The organism is Kitasatospora sp. NPDC092948, from assembly GCF_044754805.1.
In the GTDB taxonomy this organism is placed as follows: Bacteria; Actinomycetota; Actinomycetes; order Streptomycetales; family Streptomycetaceae; genus Kitasatospora.
The window spans coordinates 1-22,872 of sequence record NZ_JBIVPU010000004.1 but is presented as its reverse complement, the minus strand read 5'-3'; the positions used below and the strand labels follow the sequence as shown (position 1 = coordinate 22,872).

The 22,872-nt window shown below is 72.8% G+C and carries 21 protein-coding genes and 1 rRNA gene; 4 read left to right on the top strand and 18 right to left on the bottom strand.

Going from position 1 to position 22,872, the window contains the following annotated elements; translation table 11 throughout:
* The first annotated feature begins 101 nt into the window (after positions 1 to 101).
* Positions 102 to 1,091 carry a 2,3,4,5-tetrahydropyridine-2,6-dicarboxylate N-succinyltransferase gene (gene dapD, locus ACIQF6_RS13680; protein ID WP_400893978.1) on the top strand — a complete coding sequence of 330 codons (990 nt, stop codon included), beginning with the start codon at positions 102 to 104 and terminating at the stop codon, positions 1,089 to 1,091.
* Between the two features lie 177 nt (positions 1,092 to 1,268).
* On the opposite strand, the gene ACIQF6_RS13675 is transcribed toward dapD, so the two are convergent.
* The 9 genes from ACIQF6_RS13675 to ACIQF6_RS13635 all read right to left on the bottom strand — a co-directional run bounded on the left by ACIQF6_RS13675 (position 1,269) and on the right by ACIQF6_RS13635 (position 11,933).
* Entirely contained in the window at positions 1,269 to 2,144 is an 876-nt protein-coding gene (locus tag ACIQF6_RS13675) for a DUF6099 family protein (protein WP_400893976.1), read from the bottom strand.
* 272 nt (positions 2,145 to 2,416) lie between these two features.
* Entirely contained in the window at positions 2,417 to 2,743 is a 327-nt protein-coding gene (locus ACIQF6_RS13670) for a nucleotide pyrophosphohydrolase (RefSeq protein WP_400893974.1), read from the bottom strand.
* The gene (locus tag ACIQF6_RS13665) at positions 2,740 to 4,092 is read right to left on the bottom strand and encodes an AAA family ATPase (RefSeq protein WP_400893972.1); all 1,353 of its coding nucleotides are present in this window, start codon (positions 4,090 to 4,092) and stop codon (positions 2,740 to 2,742) included. The genes ACIQF6_RS13670 and ACIQF6_RS13665 overlap by 4 nt, the downstream gene beginning before the upstream one ends.
* Before the next feature lie 98 nt (positions 4,093 to 4,190).
* Complete coding sequence (locus ACIQF6_RS13660; protein WP_400893970.1) at positions 4,191 to 5,021, bottom strand: putative RNA methyltransferase; 831 nt, start codon at positions 5,019 to 5,021, stop codon at positions 4,191 to 4,193.
* Between the two features lie 141 nt (positions 5,022 to 5,162).
* Positions 5,163 to 5,576 carry a hypothetical protein gene (locus ACIQF6_RS13655; RefSeq protein ID WP_043914018.1) on the bottom strand — a complete coding sequence of 138 codons (414 nt, stop codon included), beginning with the start codon at positions 5,574 to 5,576 and terminating at the stop codon, positions 5,163 to 5,165.
* Complete coding sequence (locus ACIQF6_RS13650; protein WP_035862820.1) at positions 5,573 to 5,809, bottom strand: toxin-antitoxin system HicB family antitoxin; 237 nt, start codon at positions 5,807 to 5,809, stop codon at positions 5,573 to 5,575. The genes ACIQF6_RS13655 and ACIQF6_RS13650 overlap by 4 nt, the downstream gene beginning before the upstream one ends.
* A gap of 154 nt (positions 5,810 to 5,963) precedes the next feature.
* Positions 5,964 to 7,892 (bottom strand): TerD family protein, encoded by a 1,929-nt coding sequence (locus ACIQF6_RS13645; RefSeq protein ID WP_400893967.1) that lies wholly within the window; start codon positions 7,890 to 7,892, stop codon positions 5,964 to 5,966.
* A 163-nt stretch (positions 7,893 to 8,055) separates the two neighbouring features.
* The gene (locus ACIQF6_RS13640; protein WP_400895310.1) at positions 8,056 to 9,396 is read right to left on the bottom strand and encodes a class I SAM-dependent RNA methyltransferase; all 1,341 of its coding nucleotides are present in this window, start codon (positions 9,394 to 9,396) and stop codon (positions 8,056 to 8,058) included.
* A 485-nt stretch (positions 9,397 to 9,881) separates the two neighbouring features.
* Positions 9,882 to 11,933: an APC family permease gene (locus tag ACIQF6_RS13635; RefSeq protein WP_400893965.1), complete on the bottom strand. Its 2,052-nt coding sequence runs from the start codon at positions 11,931 to 11,933 to the stop codon at positions 9,882 to 9,884.
* 246 nt (positions 11,934 to 12,179) lie between these two features.
* Between ACIQF6_RS13635 and ACIQF6_RS13630 the strand changes: the two genes are divergently transcribed.
* Both ACIQF6_RS13630 and ACIQF6_RS13625 read left to right on the top strand, forming a co-directional pair.
* Positions 12,180 to 12,848 carry a potassium channel family protein gene (locus tag ACIQF6_RS13630; RefSeq protein WP_400893963.1) on the top strand — a complete coding sequence of 223 codons (669 nt, stop codon included), beginning with the start codon at positions 12,180 to 12,182 and terminating at the stop codon, positions 12,846 to 12,848.
* Positions 12,848 to 13,504, top strand: coding sequence for a TrkA family potassium uptake protein (locus ACIQF6_RS13625; protein ID WP_035862848.1), 657 nt, complete (start codon positions 12,848 to 12,850; stop codon positions 13,502 to 13,504). Before ACIQF6_RS13630 ends, ACIQF6_RS13625 begins: the two co-directional genes overlap by 1 nt.
* A 64-nt stretch (positions 13,505 to 13,568) precedes the next feature.
* Here the strand turns inward: ACIQF6_RS13625 and ACIQF6_RS13620 are convergent, their stop codons facing one another.
* The 4 genes from ACIQF6_RS13620 to ACIQF6_RS13605 form a co-directional block, all read right to left on the bottom strand.
* On the bottom strand, positions 13,569 to 14,294 hold the full coding sequence (locus tag ACIQF6_RS13620) for a DUF3159 domain-containing protein (RefSeq protein WP_400893961.1): 726 nt from the start codon (positions 14,292 to 14,294) through the stop codon (positions 13,569 to 13,571).
* A complete protein-coding gene (locus ACIQF6_RS13615) occupies positions 14,291 to 14,701 on the bottom strand; it encodes an OB-fold nucleic acid binding domain-containing protein (RefSeq protein ID WP_400893959.1) in 411 nt (136 codons plus the stop codon). The genes ACIQF6_RS13620 and ACIQF6_RS13615 overlap by 4 nt, the downstream gene beginning before the upstream one ends.
* Before the next feature lie 66 nt (positions 14,702 to 14,767).
* Entirely contained in the window at positions 14,768 to 15,448 is a 681-nt protein-coding gene (locus tag ACIQF6_RS13610) for a response regulator (protein ID WP_043914021.1), read from the bottom strand.
* Positions 15,445 to 18,006: an ATP-binding protein gene (locus ACIQF6_RS13605; protein ID WP_400893956.1), complete on the bottom strand. Its 2,562-nt coding sequence runs from the start codon at positions 18,004 to 18,006 to the stop codon at positions 15,445 to 15,447. Before ACIQF6_RS13605 ends, ACIQF6_RS13610 begins: the two co-directional genes overlap by 4 nt.
* Before the next feature lie 129 nt (positions 18,007 to 18,135).
* Here ACIQF6_RS13605 and ACIQF6_RS13600 point away from each other — a divergent pair, with 129 nt between their 5' ends.
* A complete protein-coding gene (locus ACIQF6_RS13600; RefSeq protein WP_400893954.1) occupies positions 18,136 to 18,963 on the top strand; it encodes a patatin-like phospholipase family protein in 828 nt (275 codons plus the stop codon).
* 4 nt (positions 18,964 to 18,967) lie between these two features.
* Here ACIQF6_RS13600 and ACIQF6_RS13595 read toward each other — a convergent pair whose 3' ends face one another.
* The 5 genes from ACIQF6_RS13595 to rrf form a co-directional block, all read right to left on the bottom strand.
* On the bottom strand, positions 18,968 to 19,633 hold the full coding sequence (locus tag ACIQF6_RS13595; protein ID WP_400895308.1) for an ABC transporter ATP-binding protein: 666 nt from the start codon (positions 19,631 to 19,633) through the stop codon (positions 18,968 to 18,970).
* Positions 19,634 to 19,641: 8 nt separating this feature from the next.
* Positions 19,642 to 20,493, bottom strand: coding sequence for an ABC transporter ATP-binding protein (locus ACIQF6_RS13590; RefSeq protein ID WP_400895305.1), 852 nt, complete (start codon positions 20,491 to 20,493; stop codon positions 19,642 to 19,644).
* A gap of 358 nt (positions 20,494 to 20,851) precedes the next feature.
* Positions 20,852 to 21,973 carry a hypothetical protein gene (locus ACIQF6_RS13585; protein ID WP_400893952.1) on the bottom strand — a complete coding sequence of 374 codons (1,122 nt, stop codon included), beginning with the start codon at positions 21,971 to 21,973 and terminating at the stop codon, positions 20,852 to 20,854.
* Complete coding sequence (locus ACIQF6_RS13580) at positions 21,966 to 22,667, bottom strand: SigE family RNA polymerase sigma factor (RefSeq protein WP_400893950.1); 702 nt, start codon at positions 22,665 to 22,667, stop codon at positions 21,966 to 21,968. The genes ACIQF6_RS13585 and ACIQF6_RS13580 overlap by 8 nt, the downstream gene beginning before the upstream one ends.
* Before the next feature lie 118 nt (positions 22,668 to 22,785).
* Positions 22,786 to 22,872 (bottom strand): 5S ribosomal RNA (gene rrf, locus ACIQF6_RS13575); the annotation flags it as partial.

The window sequence follows — 22,872 nt, the reverse complement described above, 5'->3', positions numbered from 1 at the left end:
CAGGCCGAGTATGGTCGTCGGGCCTGTTCACGGGCATCTGGTTTTGTCCGTCCGGTGAGCGTGTTGGTCAGCCCTCGCCCCAATTGGTTAACGTGCGGGATGTGACTGCTGAGACCTCCACTCCCGCAAACGGTGCGGTGGCCGCCGGCCTGGCGACCATCGCCGCCGACGGCACCGTCCTCGACACCTGGTTCCCCGCGCCCGAACTGGCCGCTGCCCCCGGCCCGTCGGGCACTGTCCGGCTGAGCGCCGAGGAGGCCGAGCTGGCGCTCGGCCCGGGCGCCGCCGAGGCGCTGCGCGCCGACGCTCGGCGCGGCGTCGAGGTGGTGGCGGTGCGCACCGTGATCTCCTCGCTGGACGAGAAGCCGCTGGACGCGCACGACGTCTACCTGCGACTGCACCTGCTCTCCTCCCGGCTGGTGAAGCCTCACGGCCAGAACCTGGACGGCATCTTCGGCCTGCTGGCGAACGTCGCCTGGACGTCGATCGGCCCGGTGCCGGTGGGCAACGTGGAGCAGGCCCGGCTGGCGGTGCGCGCCCAGGGCGGGCAGCTCGCCGTGTACGGCATCGACAAGTTCCCGCGGATGACCGACTACGTGGCGCCGAGCGGGGTGCGCGTCGCGCACGCCGACCGGGTCCGCCTCGGCGCGCACCTGGCCGAGGGCACCACCGTGATGCACGAGGGCTTCGTCAACTTCAACGCCGGCACCCTGGGCACCTCGATGGTGGAGGGCCGGATCAGCGCGGGCGTCGTGGTCGGCGACCACAGCGACATCGGTGGCGGCGCCTCGATCATGGGCACCCTGTCCGGTGGCGGCAAGCAGATCGTCTCGGTGGGCGAGCGCTGCCTGCTGGGCGCCAACGCGGGCATCGGCATCTCGCTGGGCAACGACTGCGTGGTGGAGGCGGGCCTGTACGTCACCGCCGGCACCCGGGTCACCGCCCCGGACGGCACGGTGGCGAAGGCGGTGGAGCTGTCCGGCCAGGACAACCTGCTGTTCCGCCGCAACTCGCAGTCCGGTGCGGTCGAGGTGATCGCCCGCTCCGGTTCGTGGGGCGGTCTGAACGCGGATCTGCACTCGCACAACTGATCTCCTTTCAGGTGCTGTCGGCCTCCGCTCGGCGCCGTAGCCGAGCGGGGGCCGGGCTCGCAAACTCGGCTCACCCCTGGGGCTGACCGGGCCCCGGGGTTGGACCGCTACGGGTGGTCCGGGGTGACCGTGCGTGGCGGGGGCTCGTTGGACCGGCGGCGTCGATCCCCCGGCGCTTCACCCCGCACCACCGAGCTGAAGGGGCCCTCTCATGTCCGAGCCCTGGACCGAGCCGCCCGCCCCGGGCACCCCCACGGGCGGCGCGCCCGCCACCACCAAGTCGTTGCTGGAGCAGATGCAGGAACTGCTCGCCTCGATCAACACCGACCTGGCCGGACTCGACTCCGAGCTGCGGGACGCCGCACCCACGACCGAGCCGGACGACTCGGCCCACGACTGAGCGCGCGCCACCGGAACCGGCGGGCCCAGCGGGACCACGAGCTTCGACTCCCCCCGCAGGGCCCCGCCCGGCACCTCCTCCGGCGCCGGACGCGCCGCCGGTTCGACCGGTGCCCCGCCCTCCGCCGCTTCCGGTGACAACCCGTCGGGCGCCTCGACCCGCCGCCGCTCGCGCAGCAGTTCGGCGACCAGATCCCGGCATTCGGAGTTCGCGTCGAGCCCGTCGATGCAGGCCCAGTACAGGCTTTCGGTCTCCGCTCCGCAGGCCAGCACCACCAGGCTCTCGCCTGCCTCCGCGAGCAGCTCCGCGAGCTCCGTCAGTACCGGCTCCAGCTCGCCGAGCTCGGTGAGCCGCTCCACCAGCGGCGGCCCGGACCAGTCGCCCAGCCCGTTGACCGGCCCGTCGCCCAACAGGCCTCCGGACCCGTAGGGGCCACGGTCGGGCGGGTGCCGCAGGCAGCTCGCGGCGTGCGAGCCGGCCTCCGAGAGCAGCTGCCCGAGGGTGGCGAACTCCTCGCCCTCGTGGTCGGCGATCCGGGCCCCGACCGTCTCGGTGAGCAGCCCGGACTGCCAGGCCTGGTGCAGGATGTCGGCGGTGGCCCGGGCCTCGGCCAGGGCGTGCCGGACGGTCTTGATCAGTCGCAGTGCCTCCACGGTGCAGCGCTCCCCTCGTTCACCGCCGCCGTCGGTCGGCGGTCGGTCAGGGGCTCAGCGTGCCGCCGCCGGCCGGGTGCTCCCAGCGCATTCGCCGCACCTGTGGAAAACCCGGCCCTGTGGAAAACTCCGGTCCCCCGCAGGAGGGAAAACCGGATGATTTTCCCGCCCGCCGGGAACTGCCTCGGGGGCGGGGAACTGCCGCCGCCGCAGGGCTCCAGGAGCTGCCTCAGGGCGCGGGGAACTTCCTCAAGGCGCAGGAAGAAGCTGCCTCAGGCCGCCGGGAATCGGCTCTCGTTGCGCTCGATTTTCTCCGTGAGCGCCCGCAGCGGATCCACCTCCAGCACGGTGCACAGCTGCAGCAGGTAGGCCAGCACATCGGCGACCTCGTCCCGGACGCGGTGCGCGGACTCCGCGTCCGCCATCACCGCACCGGCCTGCTCGGGCGTCAACCACTGGAAGATCTCCAGCAGTTCGCCGGCCTCGACGCTCAGCGCCGAGGCCAGGTTCTTCGGGGTGTGGAACGGCTGCCAGTTCCGGGCGGCCGCGAACTCGGCAAGTCGCCGCTGGAGTTCGGGCACGGTGAGATCGTCGTTCATTCCCCCAGGTCTACCACCGCGGAGTCGTCGCGCGCCGCGCCCTGGACGGGCACCCGGGCGACGGGTTCGGTGCGGCGCAGCAGGCTGTGACCGGTGGCCGGATCGCGGCGGCACTCGACCAGTTCGACGCCGTCCAGGCCGAGCGCCGCACCGGGGTCCTGGAGGGTGGCGAGCAGCCGGATGTCGCCCTTGCCGGTGACTTCGCGGGCGAGGCGCAGCAGCGCGGCCACCTGCTCGGCTGCCAGACCGGCCCCGAGGTCCTCGGCGAGCAGCACCAACTGCCGGTGCGCGTCGGGGACTTCGGCGGCCGGGTCGACGTCGATGACGTCTGCGCCGGTGAGCAGGACGGCGGCGAAGGCGAGCAGCCGCAGCATGCCGTCGGAGGCCTGGTCGGCGCCGGTGCGGCCGAGTACGCCCTCGTCGAAGACGGCGATCAGCCGCTGCTGCGCGCCGTCGCCGCGCCGGGCGACGTCCAGGCCGAGCAGCGGGTGCGGGGCGGCGGCCTGGACGGTGCGCAGCAGCCGGGCCCAGCGGCGCTGGCATTCCTGTTCGAGGCGGCCGAGGACGGCGGAGATGTTGGCGGCGGTGCCGAGCAGCCGGGCCTGCGGTTCGGGCCGGGCCCAGCCGCGCATCGCGGCGGGCACCGGGTGCAGGGCGAACACCTCGCGCAGCGCGGTGAGCAGCTGTTCGGAGGCGGCCAGCACCTTGCGTTCGCCGTTGGACGACCCGGCCACCCGCAGCGGCAGTTGGGCGGTGATCAGGCTGCTGCTGGACAGCGGTGCGCGGATGTCGCCCTGCCGGGAGTCGTTGTGCCAGGTGACGTTGACCCGGCCGCGGGCGAGGTCCTGTTCGCCGGTCTCCATCAGGGTCCGGCCGTCCAGGGTGAGCCACTCGCGGGCGATCCGGACGCGTTCGTCGGTGCGCACCACCACTTCGAGCCGGACCGGCCCGACGCCGGTGCGGACGGTGCAGCCCAGGATGATCGCGTTGCGTCCGTGCGGCACGCAGCCGACCAGTCCGCCCCGCACCGGGACGGCGAGCGGGCCGCCGATCCCGCCGATGCCGTCCAGCGAGGGCCTGATCTCCTCGCCGAGGGCGAGCCGGGAGAGCACGGCGAGGGCGTCCAGCGCGTTGGACTTGCCCGCCCCGGACGGGCCGTGCAGGACGGTCAGCGGCGACAGCGGCAGGGTGGCGCGCCGGTAGGACTTGAAGGACGTCAGCCGCAGTTCCTCGACGGTCGGGCGCTTCACCAAGGGAGTGGGCTCCGCGAGCGGACGCCGGCCCGGCTGGGCGGAGGAGCGGTCGGGCGGCCCGACCGGGGGCGGGGCCAAGGGGGCTTCGCTGGTCACTCCGAGCACTCTAGGCCCGCAGTGAGCTGGAGAATCGTCTCTCCTGACGGCCTTTCACCCCTTCGAGTCCCAACCGTCCCCGGGCCTCCGGCGGGGTGTCACTCGTACGCGGTGATCCGCACCGAACCGGTGACCTGCACCGGCTGCGGCAGCCCGTCCAGCGCGGCGGCCAGCGCGGCCGGGTCGGTGTGCCAGGCGCTCGGCCCCATCCCGACCACCGCGGCGGCGTCCGTCCGCGACAGCCGCAGCGCGAACTCCACCTCGGTGCGCCCCACCGGCGTGAACCACGGGCCGAGCTTCTCCTCGATCCGCCGGTCCTTGTCCTCGTCCACCGACAGCAGGCCCAGCACGCCCACCAGTTCCCGCAGGTGGCGGGAGGTCGGCGCGGCGACCAGCAGCCGCCCGCCCGGGCGCAGCACCCGCCTCATCTCCGGTCCGTTGCGCGGCGCGAACACGTTCAACAGCACGTCCGCCGCGCCGTCCCGCAGCGGCAGCGGGCGCCACGCGTCGCACACCACGGCCCCGATCCTCGGGTGCGCCTTCGCGGCCCGCCGCAGCGCGTACTTCGACAGGTCGAGGGCCGCGCCCGCCGCGCCGGGCCGCGCTTCGAGCACCCGCGCCAGGTAGTGGCCGGTGCCCGCGCCCAGGTCGGCCACCAGGCCGGTGTCCGCCGCGACGTCCGCCGCGGCCTCGGCCAGCGCCTGCTCCAGCGGACGGTAGTGGCCGGCCGCCAGGAACTCGCTGCGGGCGGCGACCATCTCCGCGGTGTCGGCGGTGCCCGCCTTCGCGTCACCGGCCAGCAGGCTGACGTAGCCCTGCCGGGCCTGGTCGAAGCTGTGGCCCTGCGAACAGCGCAGGGTGCGGCCGTCCAGGGTCAGTGGGTGGGCACAGTGCGGGCAGACCAGATAGGGCTCGATGTCCTGCAGCAACTCGGTCGCATCCTCGCGGGATCGTCAGGGGCCGGGGGAACGTCGAGGGTATCCCGGCTGCGGACGCCTCGTCGCTCTCCCGACCCCTGACCCGACCTGCGCCGACGTATCGACGTGCCGACGTATCGACGTGCCGGCGGCTCACTCCTCGCCGTCGTCGCCGACCTCTTCCTCCTCCGACTCGTCGACGACCCACATGGCCAGCCGCTCCGCCACACCCGTGATCCCGAGCTTGCCCTCCCGGATCGCCCGGGCCAGGCTGCGCACCTCCCGCGCGGTGGTCGCCACCCGGCAGCCGCTGGCCACCAGGTACGCGTAGGCCACGGCGGTGGCGAACAGCTCGTTGTTGCGTTCCAGCGCGGGGACCCGGATCAGCTGGTGCATCAGCGCGGCCGCACGGTCCTGCGGCTCCGGGTAGACGGCGATGTCGAAGATCTCGGCCTGATGCCTGGTGACCGCTGCGAGCAGCGATCCGTAGTCGGTGACCTGCGGGTCACCGGGCGTGTACTGCTCGGCGGTCATGAGCAGCCACGAGAGGTCGACCTCAAGTTTCAACGGCGCACGTCCTGGAGTTCGCTCGGCGACCCGAACTCCGCGAGGAACGCCGCCTCGTGCTCCTTCATGAACTGCGCCGCGGCATCCACGAAGTTGCGCCCGGCCTCGCCCATGTCCTGCTGCACCAGACGCTCGATGTACTGGTTCATGCTGATCCCCTGCTGCTCGGCCCGCTCGCGGGCCATCTCGGCGGTGGTCGCATCCACCCTGACGTTCAGCTGCTTCTTGGCCATACTTCACGCTAGCGCCGAGGTGCTAGCACAACAAGGGCGCAAACCGGCCGCACCCCCACTCCCCACCCTGTCCGCCCACGCCCCGACAAAAACCGGCCACCTGTCCCGAACCGTCAACTCCCCAGCACCACCGGCCGACCGCAGCCACAGCGCACTACTCCACCTCCACGCCGTACCCGCGGACCAGGGCCTCCAGGCCGTGGTCGTATCCCTGGCCGACGGCGCGGAACCGCCACCGCGAGCCCCGGCGGTAGACCTCGGCGAGCAGCAGCGTGCGTTCGCTGGTGGCGGCGTCCAACGTGGACTGGGCCACCGCCGGAGCGTCGACACCCGGCGCGACCGCCAACTGCACGGCGCCGACGTCCCCGAAGTTCTCCGCGCCGTCGATGGCGGCGGCGATCGCGATCCGGTGCGCGGCGGGCGGCAGCGCGGCGAGGTCGATGGCGATGGTCTGCTCGGTCGGGCCGTCGCAGAGCAGGCGGACGGTTCCGTCCGGGCTCTCCGGCGCACCGTAGAAGACGAAGTCCTCGTCGCAGGAGACCTGTTCGTCCTCGTCCAGGACGAAGGCGACGACATCGATCTCGCAGTTCGCCTGCTGCGCCCAGGACGCGGCCACATGCCACAGCCCGGCGCTCGGAAGGTCGACCACCGCGCCGCGCCGCAGCACCTCCGCCACCGCGCCGTCCTGGACGGGGGCGTCGGCCGACTCCGCAACGGGGGCTCCGAGCCACCCGTGCGGGTGAACCGGAAGTCCCAGCACAGTGACGCGGGCCATCCGACGGTCGAGCTCGCCGCCGGGGAGGAGGACGACGTCCGTGACACTGGCCGAGAGGTTGATCGCGGCCGTCCCGCCCAGCTCGACGATCCTGGCCCGGGCCGTGGACGCCTCCTCGTGCGTGCCGCCCAGGACCAGCACCCGCCGTCGGCCGAACGGCCTGGCCACGGACGCGGCAGGCCGTCGCGGAGCCGTCACCACGGGGGAAGGATCGGGGGCCGCCACGACCGGGACGGGGTCGGGAGACGCCACCGGCGGCACGACAGGTGCGACAGGTGCGACAGGTTCGACGGGCTCGGCAGGTGCAACGGGCTCGGCAGGTGCGACGGACGGCTCCGGCCTGGCGGCGGGGATCTCGACCACCGCCGGCTCCGTCCGTGTCGGCCCGTCGTGGGGCGTCCCGGGCCGCACGTCCGCCAGCAGTGCGAGGAAGGTGCGCTCGTCGACGACCGTCACCCCCTCCGCGACCGCCCGCCGGGCCTTCGCCGAACCCGAGGCCACGTTGTTGGTGACCAGGACGCCGGTGTGCCGGCTGACCGTCGACATCACGTTCAGGCCCGCGCCGACCGCTCGGGACACCAGTTCGGCCCGGGCGACGGCGGTCTCGCCCGTGATGGCGATCTTCACGCCCTGCACCAGCGGCTCACCGGGCGCCGGACGGCCCGGGTTCCGGTAGGCGCACGGGGTCTTCGGCGGCGTCGGCGTGAACTTCGGGTCCTGCCGGGGCGGACAGGCCACCAGCGGCAGCGGGACGCCGAGCCGCGCGGCCTCGACCAGGGAGGACCGGAAGATCCCGGCGAGGACACGGGTGTCGTCCAGCGCGTCGTGGGCGTTGGTCTGCGGCACGCCGTAGTACTCGGCGAGGGACGCCAGACTGAGGCCCGCGACGGGCGGCTCCACCCGGCGGTTCAGGGCCAGGGTGCACAGGCGCCGGGCGACCGGGAGGTAGCGCCGGGCGCGGGAGAACTCGTGGGCCAGGAAGTCGTAGTCGAACTGGGCGTTGTGGGCCACCATGACGCGGTCCTGGAGCAGCGCGCCGATCCGGTCCGCCACCTCGTCGAACGTCGGGGCGCCGCTCAGCCGTTCCGCCGTCAGGCCGTGGACGTGCACCGGCCCGGGGTCGCACCCGGGGTTGAGCAGGGTCGAGTACTCGCCGGTCTGCACCCCGTCCGGACCGAACGTCAGCACCGCTATCGACAGGACCCGGTCGCGCCGGGCGATCAGGCCGGAGGTCTCGACGTCGACCAGGGCCCAGTCGTACGCGTAGTCGGACAGCTGTGGCATATCGAGCGGGGCAGCGAGCGGCATGGCAGCAAGGATGAGCCGGGCGTGATCGCCACTTCAAGTGGAACGCCGATTCGTCCCACGGTCCGTCGGTCGGGCCCTAGACACGGAACGGGCGCGCGACGGCCCCGGAAACGCGGAACGGGCGCGGGGAAGAAGTCCCGCGCCCGTCCTGACGGTGGATCGGCTACTGCTGGTCGGCGATCGGCTCCAGGATGGCCACGCACTCGAAGTGGTGGGTCATCGGGAACAGGTCGAAGGCCCGCAGCGAGACCGGGCGGTAGCCGCCCTCGCGGAAGAAGGCCAGGTCGCGGGCGAGGGCGGCGGGGTCGCAGGCGACGTAGGCGATGCGGCGGGCGGACAGCGAGCAGAGGTGGGCGACGGTGTCGCGGCCCGCGCCGGCCCGCGGCGGGTCGAGGACGATCAGGTCGGTGGAGGTGATGCCGGTGCGGGGCAGCAGGGTCTCGACCTTGTCGCACTCGATCCGGACGTTCTCCAGCGCGGCCAGGTTGTGCCGGGCGTCCACGACGGCCTGCTTGCCGGACTCGATGCCGAGCACCGCGCCTTCCTCGCCGACCCGCTCGGCGAGCGCGCCGGCGAACAGGCCGACGCCGCAGTACAGGTCGAGGGCGTTCTCGCCCCACTGCGGGTCGAGGCCGGTGAGGACGGCGTCGACCAGGGTGTCCGGGGCCTCGGGGTGGATCTGCCAGAAGCCGCCGTTGGAGACCCGCCAGGTGCGGCCGGCGGCGCGCTCGCGGACGAAGGTGCGGCCGTGCACGCGGTGGAAGAGGTCCTGCTCGTCGATCCGGGCGATCGAGGCCTCCCGGTCGAGTTCGACCAGCGGGAGCTGCTCGCCGGGCTGCGGCCGCAGGATCACCTGCCGGTCGGAGGAGCCGGACGCGGCGATCGCCTCGACGCCGGCGACGCCGGTCCAGTCGCGGGACTCGATGCCGAGTTCGGTGACGCCGGGCGCGGCGATCAGGCAGCGGTCGATCGGCTGGATGTCGTGCGAGCGGTGCTTGCGCAGGCCGATCGTGCCGTCCTCGTCGACGGCGTACTGGACCCGGCTGCGCCAGGCCGGGACCTCGCCCGCCGGGAGCTTGCCGCCGACCGGCTCGACGGAGCCGTCCCAGCAGGCCTCCTCCGGGGTCAGGCCGGCCAGCTTGGCGAGCTGCTCGGTGAGCACCGAGCCCTTGAGCTTGCGCTGCCCGCCGGGGGTGACGTGCTGCCAGTCGCAGCCGCCGCACTTGCCGGGGCCGGCGAACGGGCAAGGGGCCTCGATCCGCTCCTTGGCGGGCTCCAGCACCTCCACCGCGTCCGCCCGCAGGAACCGCGACGTGGTGGTGCCGTCGGTGACCTGCGCGATCACCCGCTCGCCGGGCAGCGCGTGCCGGACGAACAGCACCCGGCCCTCGTGCCGGGCCACGCAGTGGCCGCCGTGCGCGACCGGCCCGACCTCGACCTCGTAGCGCTCGCCGACCAGCGGGTCCCCGGAGGGCTGGCGCAGCACCGGCTGGGCCGGCCGCACCGCCTTCGGCGCCCGCACCGCACCGGGCTTGCGCCCCTGCCGCTCGGCCTTCTTCGCCGGAGCCCCGCCCGGCGCGCCCTTGGTGCCCCTGGTGTCCTTGCCGCCCTGGGCGGCGCCCTTGCCGCCGCGCGCCCCCTTCTCGGCGGCGGGCCGCTCGTCGGCGGGACGGGCGGGACGCTGCTCGCCCGGCACCGGCGGCAGGCTGCGGGCGGTGTTGCCCTCCCGGTCGGTGGCCTCGGGCCGGGCCGGCCGGCTGCTCCAGCGCGGGTGCGCCACCTGCCCGGGCTTGGCGCCGGACGTGCGGCCGGCACGGCCCTGACGACCGGAGGAGCGGGGCGGGTTGTTGCGGGTCACAGGGCGCTTCCTTACGCGTTACGAAAAGACAGGGGACGGACGGTGGGAACACGGCGGCCCGTGGCGGACCGGGAACGATCCGCCACGGGCCCATTGAAGGCCATCGGGAGGCCGGACGGGCTGTGCGCCGCTCAGTCGCGCGGCGCGGCGTCGTCCTTGCCGCCCCGGGACTCCCCGGGAGCCTGCCCGCGGCGCGGACGGGGCTCACCGCGGCGCACCGCGCCGGGCGCGGACCACGCCTTGGGCGCCTTGCGTCGCTCCGAGGACTCCAACTGCCAGGGTACGGACGTCACCATCACACCGGGCTTGAACAGCAGACGTCCCTTGAGCCGCAGCGCGCTCTGGTTGTGCAGCAGGTGCTCGTACCAGTGGCCGACCACGTACTCGGGGATGTAGACCGCGACCACGTCCCGCGGGCTGTCGCGGCGCAGGTTCTTCACGTACTCCAGCACCGGGCCGGTGATCTCGCGGTACGGCGAGTCGAGGACCTTCAGCGGCACCTCGATGCCGCGCTCGTCCCACTCCTTGCGCAGCGCCGCGGTGTCGGCCGGGTCCACGTTGACGGTGACGGCCTCCAGGATGTGCGCCCGGGACAGCTGGGCGTACGCGAGGGCGCGCAGGGCGGGCTTGTGCAGCTTGGAGACCAGCACGACGGCGTGCACCCGGGTCGGCGGGGCGACGTCCGCGGCCTCCTCGGCGGCCTTCAGCTCGGCGTTGACGCTGTCGTAGTGCCGGCGGATCGCCTTCATCATCACGAACAGCACCACCATCAGCGCGATGGCGATCCAGGCGTGACCGATCTTGGTGGCGAGCACCACGATCAGCACGGCCATGGTCATCACCAGGCCGAAGGTGTTGATCGCCCGGCTGCGCTGCATCCGGGCGCGCTTCTTCGGGTCTGTCTCGGTCTTCAGCAGCCGGGTCCAGTGCCGGATCATGCCGGACTGGCTCATGTTGAACGCCACGAAGACGCCGACGATGTACAGCTGGATCAGCCGGTTCGGGTCGGCGCCGAACGCCACGATGAACAGGATCGCCGCGCCGGCCAGCAGCACGATGCCGTTGGAGAACGCCAGCCGGTCGCCGCGGGTGTGCAGCTGCCGCGGCAGGTAGCGGTCCTGGGCCAGGATCGAGCCGAGCACCGGGAAGCCGTTGAACGCGGTGTTCGCGGCCAGCACCAGGATCAGGCCGGTGGTGCCTGCCACGAAGTAGAAGCCCGGGGTGAAGTTGGAGAACACCGCCTCGGAGATCTGTGCCAGCACGGTCTTCTGGTGGTAGTTCTCCGGCGCGCCGATCAGCTGCTCGGCCGGGTTCTCGGCCATCTGCGTCCCGGTCAGGTGCGCCAGGTAGATGATGCCCATGAACATCGTCACGGCGATGCTCGCCATCATCAGCAGCGTGGTCGCCGCGTTCTTGCTCTTCGGCTTGCGGAAGGCCGGCACGCCGTTGGAGATCGCCTCCACACCGGTCAGCGCCGCACAGCCCGACGAGAACGCCTTCAGCAGCAGGAACACCAGCGCGAACCCGCCCAGCGCCCCGTTCCCGGGCGTCGCCTCCAGGTGGTACGCCGAGCTCTCCGCGGGCAGCGCCGCGTTGAACCCGAAGTGCCGCACCAGGCCGTAGACCACCATGCCGAGCACGCCCACCATGAACGCGTACGTCGGCACCGCGAACGCGCTGCCCGACTCGCGGACGCCGCGCAGGTTCATGCCCATCAGCAGGATGACCACGAACACCGACAGGGCCATCTCGTGCCCGCGCAACGCCGGCACCGCCGACACCACGTTGGCGACGCCCGACGTGGTGGACACCGCCACGGTGAGGATGTAGTCGACCATCAGCGCACTCGCCACCACCAGGCCGGAGTTCGGCCCGTGGTTGACGGTGGCGACCTCGTAGTCGCCGCCGCCGCTGGGGTACGCGTGAACGTTCTGCCGGTACGAGGCGACCACCGCGAGCATCACGATGGCGACCACGACGCCGATCTGCCAGGAGAAGTGGATCGCCGACGCGCCGGCCAGCGACAGCGTGAGCAGGATCTCCTCGGGCGCGTACGCCACGGAGGAGAGCGCGTCCGAGGCGAACACCGGCAGCGCGATCCGCTTGGGGAGCAGCGTCTCCCCCAGCTTGTCGCTGCGCAGCGCACGCCCGATCAGGATGCGTTTCGGTAGGTCAGCAGGCATAGGCACAGCAACGAATGCTAAGGGCTCGCACTGGCAGTCGACGCCTCACGGGGGGCACCTTGCCCGCGAGTGTGTTCGGTGGACCGGCTAGCGTGTCGGACTTAGGGTTTGCGGGCAACACCACGTTGCCTCCTGCGTCGGATCACAGGCGCGGCCGACAATTCGCCCCCTCATTCGGGGGCACGGAAGGACGATGAGCGGTGTTTACGCAGGTCATGACCCCAACGGATCGGGTGAGGTAGTCGCGTGCACATCGTCATCATGGGCTGCGGGCGCGTGGGCTCCGCCCTCGCCAGAACGCTCGAGAAACAAGGCCACTCGATCGCGGTCATCGACCAGGACCCGACCGCCTTCCGCCGGCTCGGCGCAGGCTTCAACGGCCGCCGGGTCACCGGCGTCGGCTTCGACCAGGACACCCTGAGGGAAGCCGGCATCGAGGAGGCGGGCGCCTTCGCCGCCGTCTCCAGCGGTGACAACTCGAACATCATCGCGGCCCGGGTGGCCCGCGAGAACTTCGGCGTCGAGCACGTCGCGGCCCGCATCTACGACCCGCGCCGCGCCGAGGTCTACCAGCGTCTGGGCATCCCGACCGTCGCCACCGTCCGCTGGACCGCCGACCAGATGCTGCGCCGGCTGCTGCCCAGCGGCGCCGAGCCGGTCTGGCAGGACCCGTCGGGCGCCGTGCAGCTCGCCGAGGTGGCGTTCAACCCCTCCTGGATCGGCCACCGCCTGTCCGAGCTGGAGGCCGCTGCCGGTGTCCGGGTGGCCTTTGTCACCCGGGTCGGCGAGGGCGTGCTGCCCACCCCGCAGATGGTGGTGCAGGAGGGCGACCTGGTGCACGTCATGCTGCGCCGCAACGAACTGACCGCGGTCGAGGCGGCCTTCGCCAAGGGCCCCGAGGAGGCTGGTCACTGATGCGCGTCGCAATCGCCGGAGCCGGTGCCGTCGGCCGTTCCATCGCCGGAGAGCTGCTGGAGAACGGCCACGAGGTCCTGCTGATCGACAAGAACCCGAACTCCATCTCGGTGGAGCGGGTTCCGCTGGCGGAGTGGCTGCTCGCCGACGCCTGCGAGATCACCTCGCTGGACGAGGCCGCGCTTCAGCGCTGCCACGTGGTGATCGCCGCCACCGGTGACGACAAGGTCAACCTGGTCGTCTCGCTGCTCGCCAAGACCGAGTACGGGGTTCCCCGGGTGGTCGCCCGGGTGAACAACCCGAAGAACGAGTGGCTGTACAACGAGTCCTGGGGCGTGGACGTCGCCGTCTCCACCCCGCGCCTGATGTCGGCGCTGGTCGAGGAGGCCGTCAGCGTCGGCGACCTGGTCCGGCTGATGCGCTTCTCGCAGGGCAACGCCAACCTGGTCGAGCTGACCCTGGCCGCCGACACCGGCCTGGTCGGCACCCGGGTCGCGGACGTCGCCTGGCCGGTGGACACCGCGCTGGTCACCATCATCCGGGCCGGCCGGGTGCTGGTCCCCGGCGGCAGCGACACCCTGGAGGCCGGCGACGAGCTGCTGTTCGTGGCCGCCCAGGAGCGCGAGGAGGAGCTGGAGACGCTGCTCGCCGGCTGATCCGCCCCGCCGTACGACGAAGGGCCCGCGCACCACGCGCGGGCCCTTTGTCACATCTGCGGCGTCACTTCCCGGGTTCTTCCTCGTCCTCCGGCAGCTCCGCCTTGATCGGCGGCGGCGCCTTCAGCAGGATCTGCCAGGTCACGTACATCGCCAGCAGCATCGGCGGGATGCCGAGCGCGACCTTCAGCCAGCCCAGCAGGTTGACGTTGTGGGTGAAGTACAGCGGGAAGAGGATCATCGGCTTCAGGCCCATGATCAGCACCCAGGCCCAGGTGGCCCGGGTGTAGGCGGCCAGCCGGCCCGGGTTCTGCTTGCGCCAGGTGAACATCTCGCCGGTGATCGGGCCCAGCATCAGTCCGATCATCGGCCAGCGCACCAGCGCGGAGATCGCCAGCGCCACGCAGTAGCCGACGTTCCACAGCAGGCCCGGCAGGTAGAAGTCCTCGGCCTTGCCGGTCTTCATGGAGATCCAGGCGCCGAGCGCCACGCCGAACACGCCGGAGAAGGCGTGCTGGATGGTCTCCCGGCGGGCCAGCCGGACCACCACGAACACCGCGCACAGCGCCAGCGCCGACCAGGCGGCCACCGGCACCTTGTGGGTGATGTTGAAGGCGACGATGAACACCAGGCCGGGCAGCGTCATGTCGATCATGCCGCGGACGCCGCCGAACGCCTTCAGCACCGTCTCGGCCGCCTCCTTGGAGGCGTCCCGCTCGTACACGCTGCCCGGTTCGTCGCTCTGCTGGTCGTGCGCGGCCATCCGGACCGCCTCGGCCTCGTTGCTCACGCGGACTCGCTCCCGTGTCCCACCGGACGCAGTTCGTAGCGGGGGTTGAAGAGCACCCGGCGCCCGCGTGCGTGGCCGATCCGGCCGCTGGCGATCAAACGGCGGCCCGGCTCGATTCCCACGATCGAGCGACGGCCCAGCCACACCACGTCCAACGCCTCGGTGCCGTCGAACAGCTCGGCCTCCAACGCGGGCACACCCGCGCGGGGGCGCAGCGTGACGGTCCGCAGCGTGCCGGCCACGGTGACGATGTCCCGGTCGCCGCAGGCGGCGATCGGGGTGCAGCCCGCCTCGGCGGTGTCCTGCCGCAGTTCCTCGGCGGCCAACTCCTCCGAGGAGGTCGTCAGCCGACTCAGCATGCGGCGGAAACGGCCCTGCGGCTGGTCGCCGGTGTTGTCACCACTCATGCCGGAAGGGTACCGGTTCACCCCCGCCCGGCGGCAGAGCCACGGGTGGGCCGGGTCACGCCCCGGTCACGGCTCGAAGCGGTAGCCCATGCCCGGTTCGGTGATGAAGTGGCGGGGGTGCGACGGGTCGGCCTCCAGCTTGCGGCGCAGCTGTGCCAGGTAGACCCGCAGGTAGTTGGTCTCCTTGCGGTAGGCCGGGCCCCACACCTCCTGAAGCAGCTGGGTCTGGCTGACCAGCCGCCCGGAGTTGCGCACCAGCACTTCCAGCAGGTGCCACTCGGTGGGGGTGAGTCGGACGTCGTGGCCCTGACGGTTGACCTTCTTGGCGGCCAGGTCGACGGTGAACGACTCGGTGGCGACCACCGGCTCGCCCTCGGCGGTGACCGGTTCGGCGCGGCGCACCGCGGCCCGCATCCGGGCGAGCAGCTCGTCCATGCCGAACGGCTTGGTGACGTAGTCGTCGGCGCCGGCGTCCAGCGCCTCGACCTTCTCGTCGGAGGCGTGCCGGGCGGACAGCACGATGATCGGCACCCTGGTCCAGCCGCGCAGGCCGCGGATCACCTCGACGCCGTCCATGTCGGGCAGGCCTAGGTCGAGCACCACCACGTCGGGGTGGCGGGCGGCGGCCAGTTCCAGGGCGCTCGCGCCGTCGTGCGCGGAGTCCACCTCGTACTTGCGGGCCTTGAGGTTGATCACCAGGGCGCGGACGATCTGCGGTTCGTCGTCCACCACGAGGACCCGGGTCATGCGGGACCGGCCTTTCCGTTGTCAGCGTGGTCGTGCAGGTCGACGGCGGGCAGGGAGACCACCATGGTCAGCCCGCCGCCGGGGGTGTCCTCGGCGGTGACGGCTCCGCCCATCGCCTCGGCGAAGCCGCGCGCCACCGCCAGGCCGAGACCGACGCCGGTGCCGCGCGGGGCGTCGCCGTAGCGCTGGAACGGGGCGAAGATCCGCTCCCGGGCCTCCTCGGGGACGCCCGGGCCGCGGTCGACGACACGCAGCTCGACCCGCCCGTCACGCGGCAGCAGGTCCGCCTTGACCAGCACCTGGCTGTCCGGCGGGCCGTACTTGACGGCGTTCTCCACCAGGTTGGCCAGCACCCGTTCCAGCAGGCCGGCGTCGGCGCGCACCATCGGCAGCGACTCGGCGACGTCCAGGCGGACGCTGCCGGGCGGGACACCGCCGAGCGCGAACGGCACCACCTCGTCCAGGTCGGTGGGCTGCAGCAGCGGGGTGACGGTGCCGGTCTGCAGGCGGCTCATGTCCAGCAGGTTGTTGATCAGATGGTCGAGGCGGTCCGCGCCGGACTCGATGCCGGCCAGCAGCTCGGCCTCGTCCTCCGGGTCCCACTCGACGTCCTCGGCGCGCAGCGAGGTGACGGCCGCCTTGATCCCGGCCAGCGGCGTGCGCAGGTCGTGCGAGACGGCGGCCAGCAGCGCGGTGCGGATCCGGTTGCCCTCGGCCTCGCGGCGGGCGGCGGCGGCCTCCCCGGCCAGTCGGCGGCGCTCCAGCAGCACGGCGGCCTGGTTGGCGAACGCACCGAGCATCCGCCGGTCCGCGGCGGGCAGCACCCGGCCGCGCAGCACCAGGGCGAGCCGTTCGCCGACCGGCACGTCCACGTCCGCCTGCTCGGGGCCGGCGGGCGGGCGCGGGCCGACCGAGGCGGCGGCGTGCCAGGGGGCGTGCGGGTCGGTGCGTTCGACCAGCGCCACGGCCTCCTGCTGGAAGGTCTCCCGGACCTGCTCCAGCAACGCGGTCAGCACCCCCTCGCCGGTGGGGGCGCCGCGCAGCACGGTGCCGGCCAGCGCCGACATGGTCTGCGCCTCGGCCTGGGCGCGGGCCGCCTGGTGGCTGCGCCGGGCGGCCAGGTCGACCACGGTGGCGACCGCGATGCCGACCGCCGTGAAGATCGCCACCGCCAGGATGTTCTGCGGCTCGGCGATGGTGAAGGCGTGAATGGGGGGCGCGAAGTAGTAGTTGAGCGCCGTCGATCCGACCAGTGCCGAGGCGATCGCCGGGTACAGCCCGCCGACCAGCGCCGCGCACACCGTCAGCGACAGGAACAGCAGCATGTCGGTGGAGAGCCCCTGGCTGTGGAACCGGCTCAGCACCAGCGCCAGCAGCGGCGGCCCGGCCACGCCGATCAGCCAGCCCGCCACCGTCCGGGTCCGGCCCAGGTCGGTGACCTTGCGGATCGGGATCCGGCCCCGGCCGCGCGCCGCGTGCTCGTGGTTGACCATGTGGACGTCGATGTCCCCGGAGTCCCGGGTCACCGTGAGGCCGACGCCCGGCCCGTACACGTACTGCCAGAGCTTGCGGCGGCTGGTGCCGATCACGATCTGGGTGGCGTTGACGCCGCGCGCGAAGTCCAGCAGCCCGGCCGCCGGGTCGTCGCCGAGCACCGAGTGGAAGCTGCCGCCGAGGCTCTCCACCAGCGCGCGCTGCTCGATCAGCGTCTGCGGCGAGGAACCCGACAGGCCGTCGGACCGCGAGATGTGCACCGCCAGCAGCTCGCCGGCGCTGGCCCGGGCCGCGATCCTGGCGGCGCGGCGGATCAGCGTGGCGCCCTCCGGGCCGCCGGTCAGACCGACCACGATCCGCTCCCGGGCCTGCCAGGTGCCCTGGATGCCCTGCTCGGCCCGGTACCGCTGCAGGTACTCGTCGACCCGGTCGGCCGTCCACAGCAGCGCCAGTTCGCGCAGCGCCGTCAGGTTGCCGGGCCGGAAGTAGTGGGCGAGCGCCGCGTCCACCTTCTCCGGCGCGTACACGTTGCCGTGCGCCAGGCGGCGGCGCAGCGCCTGCGGCGACATGTCGACCAGCTCGATCTGGTCGGCGCGCCGCACCACCTCGTCCGGCACGGTCTCCCGCTGGCGGACGCCCGTGATGCCCTCGACCACGTCGCCGAGCGACTCCAGGTGCTGGATGTTGACGGTCGAGATGACGTCGATCCCGGCCGCCAGCAACTGCTCGACGTCCTGCCAGCGCTTGGTGTGCCGGGAACCAGGGACGTTGGTGTGGGCCAGCTCGTCGACCAGCGCCACCGCCGGGTCGCGGGCCAGCAGCGCCTCCAGGTCGAGTTCGGTGAACTCGGCGCCGCGGTGGGTCAGGGTGCGCCGCGGGACGATCTCCAGACCGTCCAACAGTTCGGCGGTGCGGGCGCGTCCGTGGGTCTCGACGAATCCGACCACCACGTCCGCGCCGCGTTCGAGACGCCGGTGCGCCTCGGCGAGCATGGCGTACGTCTTGCCGACGCCCGGGGCCGCCCCGAGGTAGATCCGCAGCCGGCCGCGGCCCGTGTGCACCATGTCCTTGAGATTACGGCCTGCGATCGGAATATCCGCTGATCAGGCTGGTCCGGCTGAAGAATTGTCAACTTCTTGACGCACCTTGCGCCAGAATGCCGAAACCAAGCGATCGATTCCAGGGGGACCCTCATGCGCGGACTCGTACTCGGCGGCGGCGGACTCACCGGCATCGCCTGGGAGACCGGCCTGCTCCACGGCCTCGCCGAAGCCGGCCTCGACCTCCCCGGCACCGCCGACCACATCCTCGGCACCTCCGCCGGCGCCACCGTCGGCGGCCAACTCGCCTCCGGCCTCCCGCTCTCCGAACTCCACCTCCGACAGACCGACCCGGCCCGACAGAACCACGAGATCGTCCCGCCCCTCGAAACCGTCGGACAGGTCCTCGAAACCTGGAACGCCCTGATCGCCGAGCTCACCGACCCCGTCGAACTGCGCCGCCGCATCGGCCGCCTCGCCCTGGACGCCGACACCGTCCCCGCCGCCGAACGCCGCGCCGTCATCACCGGCCGCCTCCCCGCCCACGACTGGCCCGCCCGGCCGCTCACCCTGGTGGCCGTCGACGCCCACACCGGCGAACCGCGCACCTTCGACCGCCACAGCGGCGTCCCCCTGATCGACGCCGTCGCCGCCAGCTGCGCCATCCCCGGCATCTGGCCCACCGTCGAGATCGACGACCACCGCTACATGGACGGCGGCATCCGCAGCAACACCAACGCCGACCTGATGACCGGCCAGCAGGCCGTCCTGATCATCGCCCCGATGACCGACCACAACCTGGCCGGCGAACTGGAGACCCTCCGAACCACCGGCGCCGTCCTCGCCCTCACCCCCGACGAGGACGCGCTCGCCGCCTTCGGCGTCAACCCGCTGGACCCCGCCGTCCGCGCCCCCGCCGCCGAAGCCGGCCGCGCCCAGGCCCACCGGGTCGCCGACCAGGTCCGCGAGCTCTGGGCCTGAACCGCTACTCGACGATCCTGCCGTCCCGCAGCTCCAGCACCCGGTCCGCCAGGTCCATGAGCTGCGGGTCGTGCGTCGCCACCAGCGCCGTCACCCCCTCGCTGCGCACCACCGCCCGCAGCAACTCCATGATCGCCAGACCGGTGTCCGAGTCCAGCTGCCCGGTCGGCTCGTCCGCGATCAACAGCGCCGGCTCGTTCGCCAACGCCCGCGCCACCGCCACCCGCTGCTGCTGACCACCCGACAGCTCCGTCGGCCGCTGCCCCGCATGGTCGGCCAGACCCACCATCGCCAGCAGGCCCCGCACCCGATCCTCGCGCTCCTTCACCGCCACCCGGCGCAACCGCATCGGCACCCCGACGTTCTCCGCCGCCGTCAGCACCGAGATCAGCCCGAACGACTGGAACACGAAGCCGATCCGGTCCCGCCGCAACGCCAGCCGGCCCGCCTCGTCCAGACCCGACAGGTCCATCCCGGCGATGCTGATCCGCCCCGCCGACGGCGTGTCCAGACCGCCCACCAGGTTCAGCAGCGTCGTCTTCCCCGACCCCGACCGGCCCCGCAGCGCCGTCAACTCCCCGGCCTTCGCCGTGAACGACACCCCGCGCACCGCGTGCACCGCCCGGTCACCCGCACCGAACGTCCGGTGCACGTCCTCCACCACCACCATTGCGCCGGTCACCCGCGTACCTCCGACCCCTCCGCACGCCACACCCCGATGTGGTCCTCCTCCAGCGCCAGCCGCACCCGGCGGCTCAGCCCCAACGCCTCCGTGAAGTCCTGCGGCAACTGCAACCGGCCCACCCGGTCCAGCACCGCGTACTCCACCCCCGGCTCGCCCCGCTCCGGACGCAGCACCTCCGTCGAGGTCCGCCCGTTGCGGATCCGCACGGTGCGCCGCACCTCCTGAGCCACCATCGGATCGTGGGTGACGATCAGCACCGTCACCCCCAACTCCTCGTTCACCGAACGCAGCGCCGCGAAGATCTCCTCGCTGGTCGCGCTGTCCAGCTCACCCGTCGGCTCGTCCGCCAGCAGCAGCGCCGGCGAGTTCGCGTTCGCCACCGCGATCGCCACCCGCTGCTGCTCGCCGCCCGACATCTCCGCCGGCCGACGCCCCGCCAGGTGCTCGACGCCCAGCATCTCCAGCAGATCCGTCGCCTGCCGCTGCCGGTCCTGCCGCGGCACCCCCGCGTACCCCATCGGCAGCATCACGTTCTCCACCGCCGTCAGGTACGGCAGTAGGTTCCGCGCCGTCTGCTGCCAGACGAACCCCACCGTCCGACGGCGGAACGCCAACCGCTCGCGCTTGTCCATCGCCAACAGATCGTGGCCCGCCACCCGGGCACTGCCCGCCGTCGGCACGTTCAGCCCCGCCAGAATGCCCAGCAGCGTCGACTTCCCCGAACCCGACGCGCCCACCACCGCGATCAACTCGCCGTCCTCGACCGTCAGATCGAGGCCCTGCAGGGCCTGCACCTCGACGCCCTCGGAGCGGTGGATCCGCACCAGGTTCTCGCACACCACCATCCCGTCGACCGGCTCCGGCACCGCCGCGGTCGCCCGCCTGCGCAGCTCGTCCAGCCCCTTGGGCTCCCCCACCGCTCCAGCCCCCACCACGATCCCCTCCGGCCGGCGAACCCACCGTCCACCACGGCCTGCACTCCGGGCCGACATCCGACCGGACGGCCGGGGCAGTCCCCTGTTCTGCCCCGACCACCCGACCGGACGTTCCCCCCGTGCACCGCCGCCCCGATCGGCAGCGGCCTCACCACTCCAACGCGGCCCGGAGCAACCCGGTTGCACCGGGTTGCGGACTTTTTTCGAAACCTCCGCCCGCCACCCCGGACCGCCGCTGCCCGGGCGTCGGCCGGCCGCCCGCCGGGCGTCAGCCCGACACGGCATCGGGCGCGCGCAACTGCAGGAACTCCCCCGCCGACGCCCGGAACGGATCCGACAACCCCGCAGCCGGCGACACCCCGCGCCCACCACGACGCACCGTCAACACCGCCACCATCGTGCCGCTGATGTGCACCGCGACCTCCTCGGCGTACGCCACCGGCTGCCGCAGCCCCAACGCCACCACGGCACCGACCTGTTGCTCCACCGTCCAGCCCGCGCCCGAACTCACGCACTCCCCGCCCCGCATCAGCCGGCTCGCCTGGTACTCCGCCTCCAACGGCGACCCGAACTGCATCACCACCTGCTGCGCCGACGCCTCCGGGTGGCCGTAGTCCACGTACCGCTGCCCCCACACCTGCTCGGCGCCCGACGTACGGACCAGGCCCGACGTGCACCCGTCCGCGAACGCGTCCGCGAACGCATCCGCGCCGCGGGCGCCGGTCGGGCTCCCCGAGGGCGCGGCGGAGCTCCAGGAAGGTACGGCAGGGCCGCCGGAGACCGCGGACGGGCTCCCGGACGGTGAACTCCCGGCAGAACCCACCGAGTTGTCACCCACCGGCGGCACCGCCGCACCGGGCTTCTCCGCGGACGCGCTCGCCGACGAATCGGCCACCACCGGGTCCACCGCCGGAAACACCGTCCACGGGCCGTACCCGCCCAACATGCTCGGCAGCCGCGACACATCCAGCGCCAACGCCTGCACCACCGGATCGGCCGACTCCAACGACGCCCACTCCGCCGACCGGTCCACCGACGGCAGCAACGGCAACTGCGGTGCCGGCAAGGGCAGATCACCCGTCGGCCCAGGAGCCGGAGCCAGAGCCGTCGGCGGCACCGGATACCCCGCCACCCCGTGCCCCGCCGGCCCGGGCACCACGGCCGCCGCAGACCACAGCACCGCGACGCCCACGACCCCCGCCACCACCACCGCACCCGTCCGCCGCCGACGACGCCTCGCCCCGCGACGCACCACCTCCGCACTCGGCGGCGCCGACACGCCCAGCACCACCTCGCGCCGCAGCCCGTCGAACATCGCCTCCAACCGGGCCGCCCCGATCGCCGGACGGTCCTCCGCCTCCACCGACGGCTCCACCTCGGGTCTAGACATGCGAACCGCAGTCCTCCGCCACCCGCACCCCGGCCCCCGTCACCCGCACGGCCACCGGCTCCCCGCCACCATCGCCGACCCCCGTCAACTTCCCTCTCCCCGAAGCCCGTTCACCCGCGGCAGCCGCCGGAGCCGACCGCAGCGGCGCGATCCTCGGCTCCTCCACGACCGCCGCCGGCTCTTCCCCCAACAGCACCGCCAACGCCTGCCGCCCCCGATGCAACCGCGCTTTGACCGTCCCCACCGGCACCCCCTCGTCCGCGGCGATCTCCGCCACCGAACGACCCCCCATGTGATGCCACACCAACGCCGACCGCTGCGCTTCCGGCAACTGCCGCAGCGCCTTCACCAACGCCACCGTCTCCGGCCCCGGCCCCGGAACCGGCGAATTCCCGTCCCCGTGCCGGATCCAGCTCTGCAACGCCGTCCGCGCCCGCCGCCACCGACTGATCGCGATCCGCTGCCCCGTCAGCCGCACCCACGCCACCGGATTCTCGTGCGCCACCAGCCGCCCCCAGTGGTTCCACGCCCGGACGAACGCCTCCTGGGCAGCATCCTGTGCCTCGCCCAGATCACCCGTCAGCGCGTACAAGTGGGCGACCAGTTGACCGTACGCGGCCTCATAGAACACCCGAAAGTCGTCGCCGCCCCGACCGACTCTGCCGCCGGCCCCCTCGCCTTGCTCCACGACCATGACGCCACAGTGTGCCGTGCCCCGAACCACCCGGCAACAGTCGGCGCACACCGGAACCTGCCCCCGGAAATGCAGAAAGGGCCCCAGCCATGTGGCTGGAGCCCTTTCCAGAAGAATTGTTCGGCGGCGTCCTACTCTCCCACAGGGTCCCCCCTGCAGTACCATCGGCGCTGTGAGGCTTAGCTTCCGGGTTCGGAATGTAACC

What these genes read in the sequence shown, in the direction of transcription:
- ACIQF6_RS13670 (WP_400893974.1), bottom strand. Translation starts at nt 2,743, where the DNA reads ATGAACGACGATCTCACCGTGCCCGAACTCCAGCGGCGACTTGCCGAG.
- ACIQF6_RS13650 (WP_035862820.1), bottom strand. Translation starts at nt 5,809, where the DNA reads ATGGCCAAGAAGCAGCTGAACGTCAGGGTGGATGCGACCACCGCCGAG.
- ACIQF6_RS13645 (WP_400893967.1), bottom strand. Translation starts at nt 7,892, where the DNA reads ATGCCGCTCGCTGCCCCGCTCGATATGCCACAGCTGTCCGACTACGCG.
- ACIQF6_RS13635 (WP_400893965.1), bottom strand. Translation starts at nt 11,933, where the DNA reads ATGCCTGCTGACCTACCGAAACGCATCCTGATCGGGCGTGCGCTGCGC.
- ACIQF6_RS13625 (WP_035862848.1), top strand. Translation starts at nt 12,848, where the DNA reads ATGCGCGTCGCAATCGCCGGAGCCGGTGCCGTCGGCCGTTCCATCGCC.
- ACIQF6_RS13615 (WP_400893959.1), bottom strand. Translation starts at nt 14,701, where the DNA reads ATGAGTGGTGACAACACCGGCGACCAGCCGCAGGGCCGTTTCCGCCGC.
- ACIQF6_RS13610 (WP_043914021.1), bottom strand. Translation starts at nt 15,448, where the DNA reads ATGACCCGGGTCCTCGTGGTGGACGACGAACCGCAGATCGTCCGCGCC.
- ACIQF6_RS13605 (WP_400893956.1), bottom strand. Translation starts at nt 18,006, where the DNA reads ATGGTGCACACGGGCCGCGGCCGGCTGCGGATCTACCTCGGGGCGGCC.
- ACIQF6_RS13600 (WP_400893954.1), top strand. Translation starts at nt 18,136, where the DNA reads ATGCGCGGACTCGTACTCGGCGGCGGCGGACTCACCGGCATCGCCTGG.
- ACIQF6_RS13595 (WP_400895308.1), bottom strand. Translation starts at nt 19,633, where the DNA reads ATGGTGGTGGTGGAGGACGTGCACCGGACGTTCGGTGCGGGTGACCGG.
- ACIQF6_RS13590 (WP_400895305.1), bottom strand. Translation starts at nt 20,493, where the DNA reads ATGGTGGTGTGCGAGAACCTGGTGCGGATCCACCGCTCCGAGGGCGTC.
- ACIQF6_RS13585 (WP_400893952.1), bottom strand. Translation starts at nt 21,973, where the DNA reads ATGTCTAGACCCGAGGTGGAGCCGTCGGTGGAGGCGGAGGACCGTCCG.
- ACIQF6_RS13580 (WP_400893950.1), bottom strand. Translation starts at nt 22,667, where the DNA reads ATGGTCGTGGAGCAAGGCGAGGGGGCCGGCGGCAGAGTCGGTCGGGGC.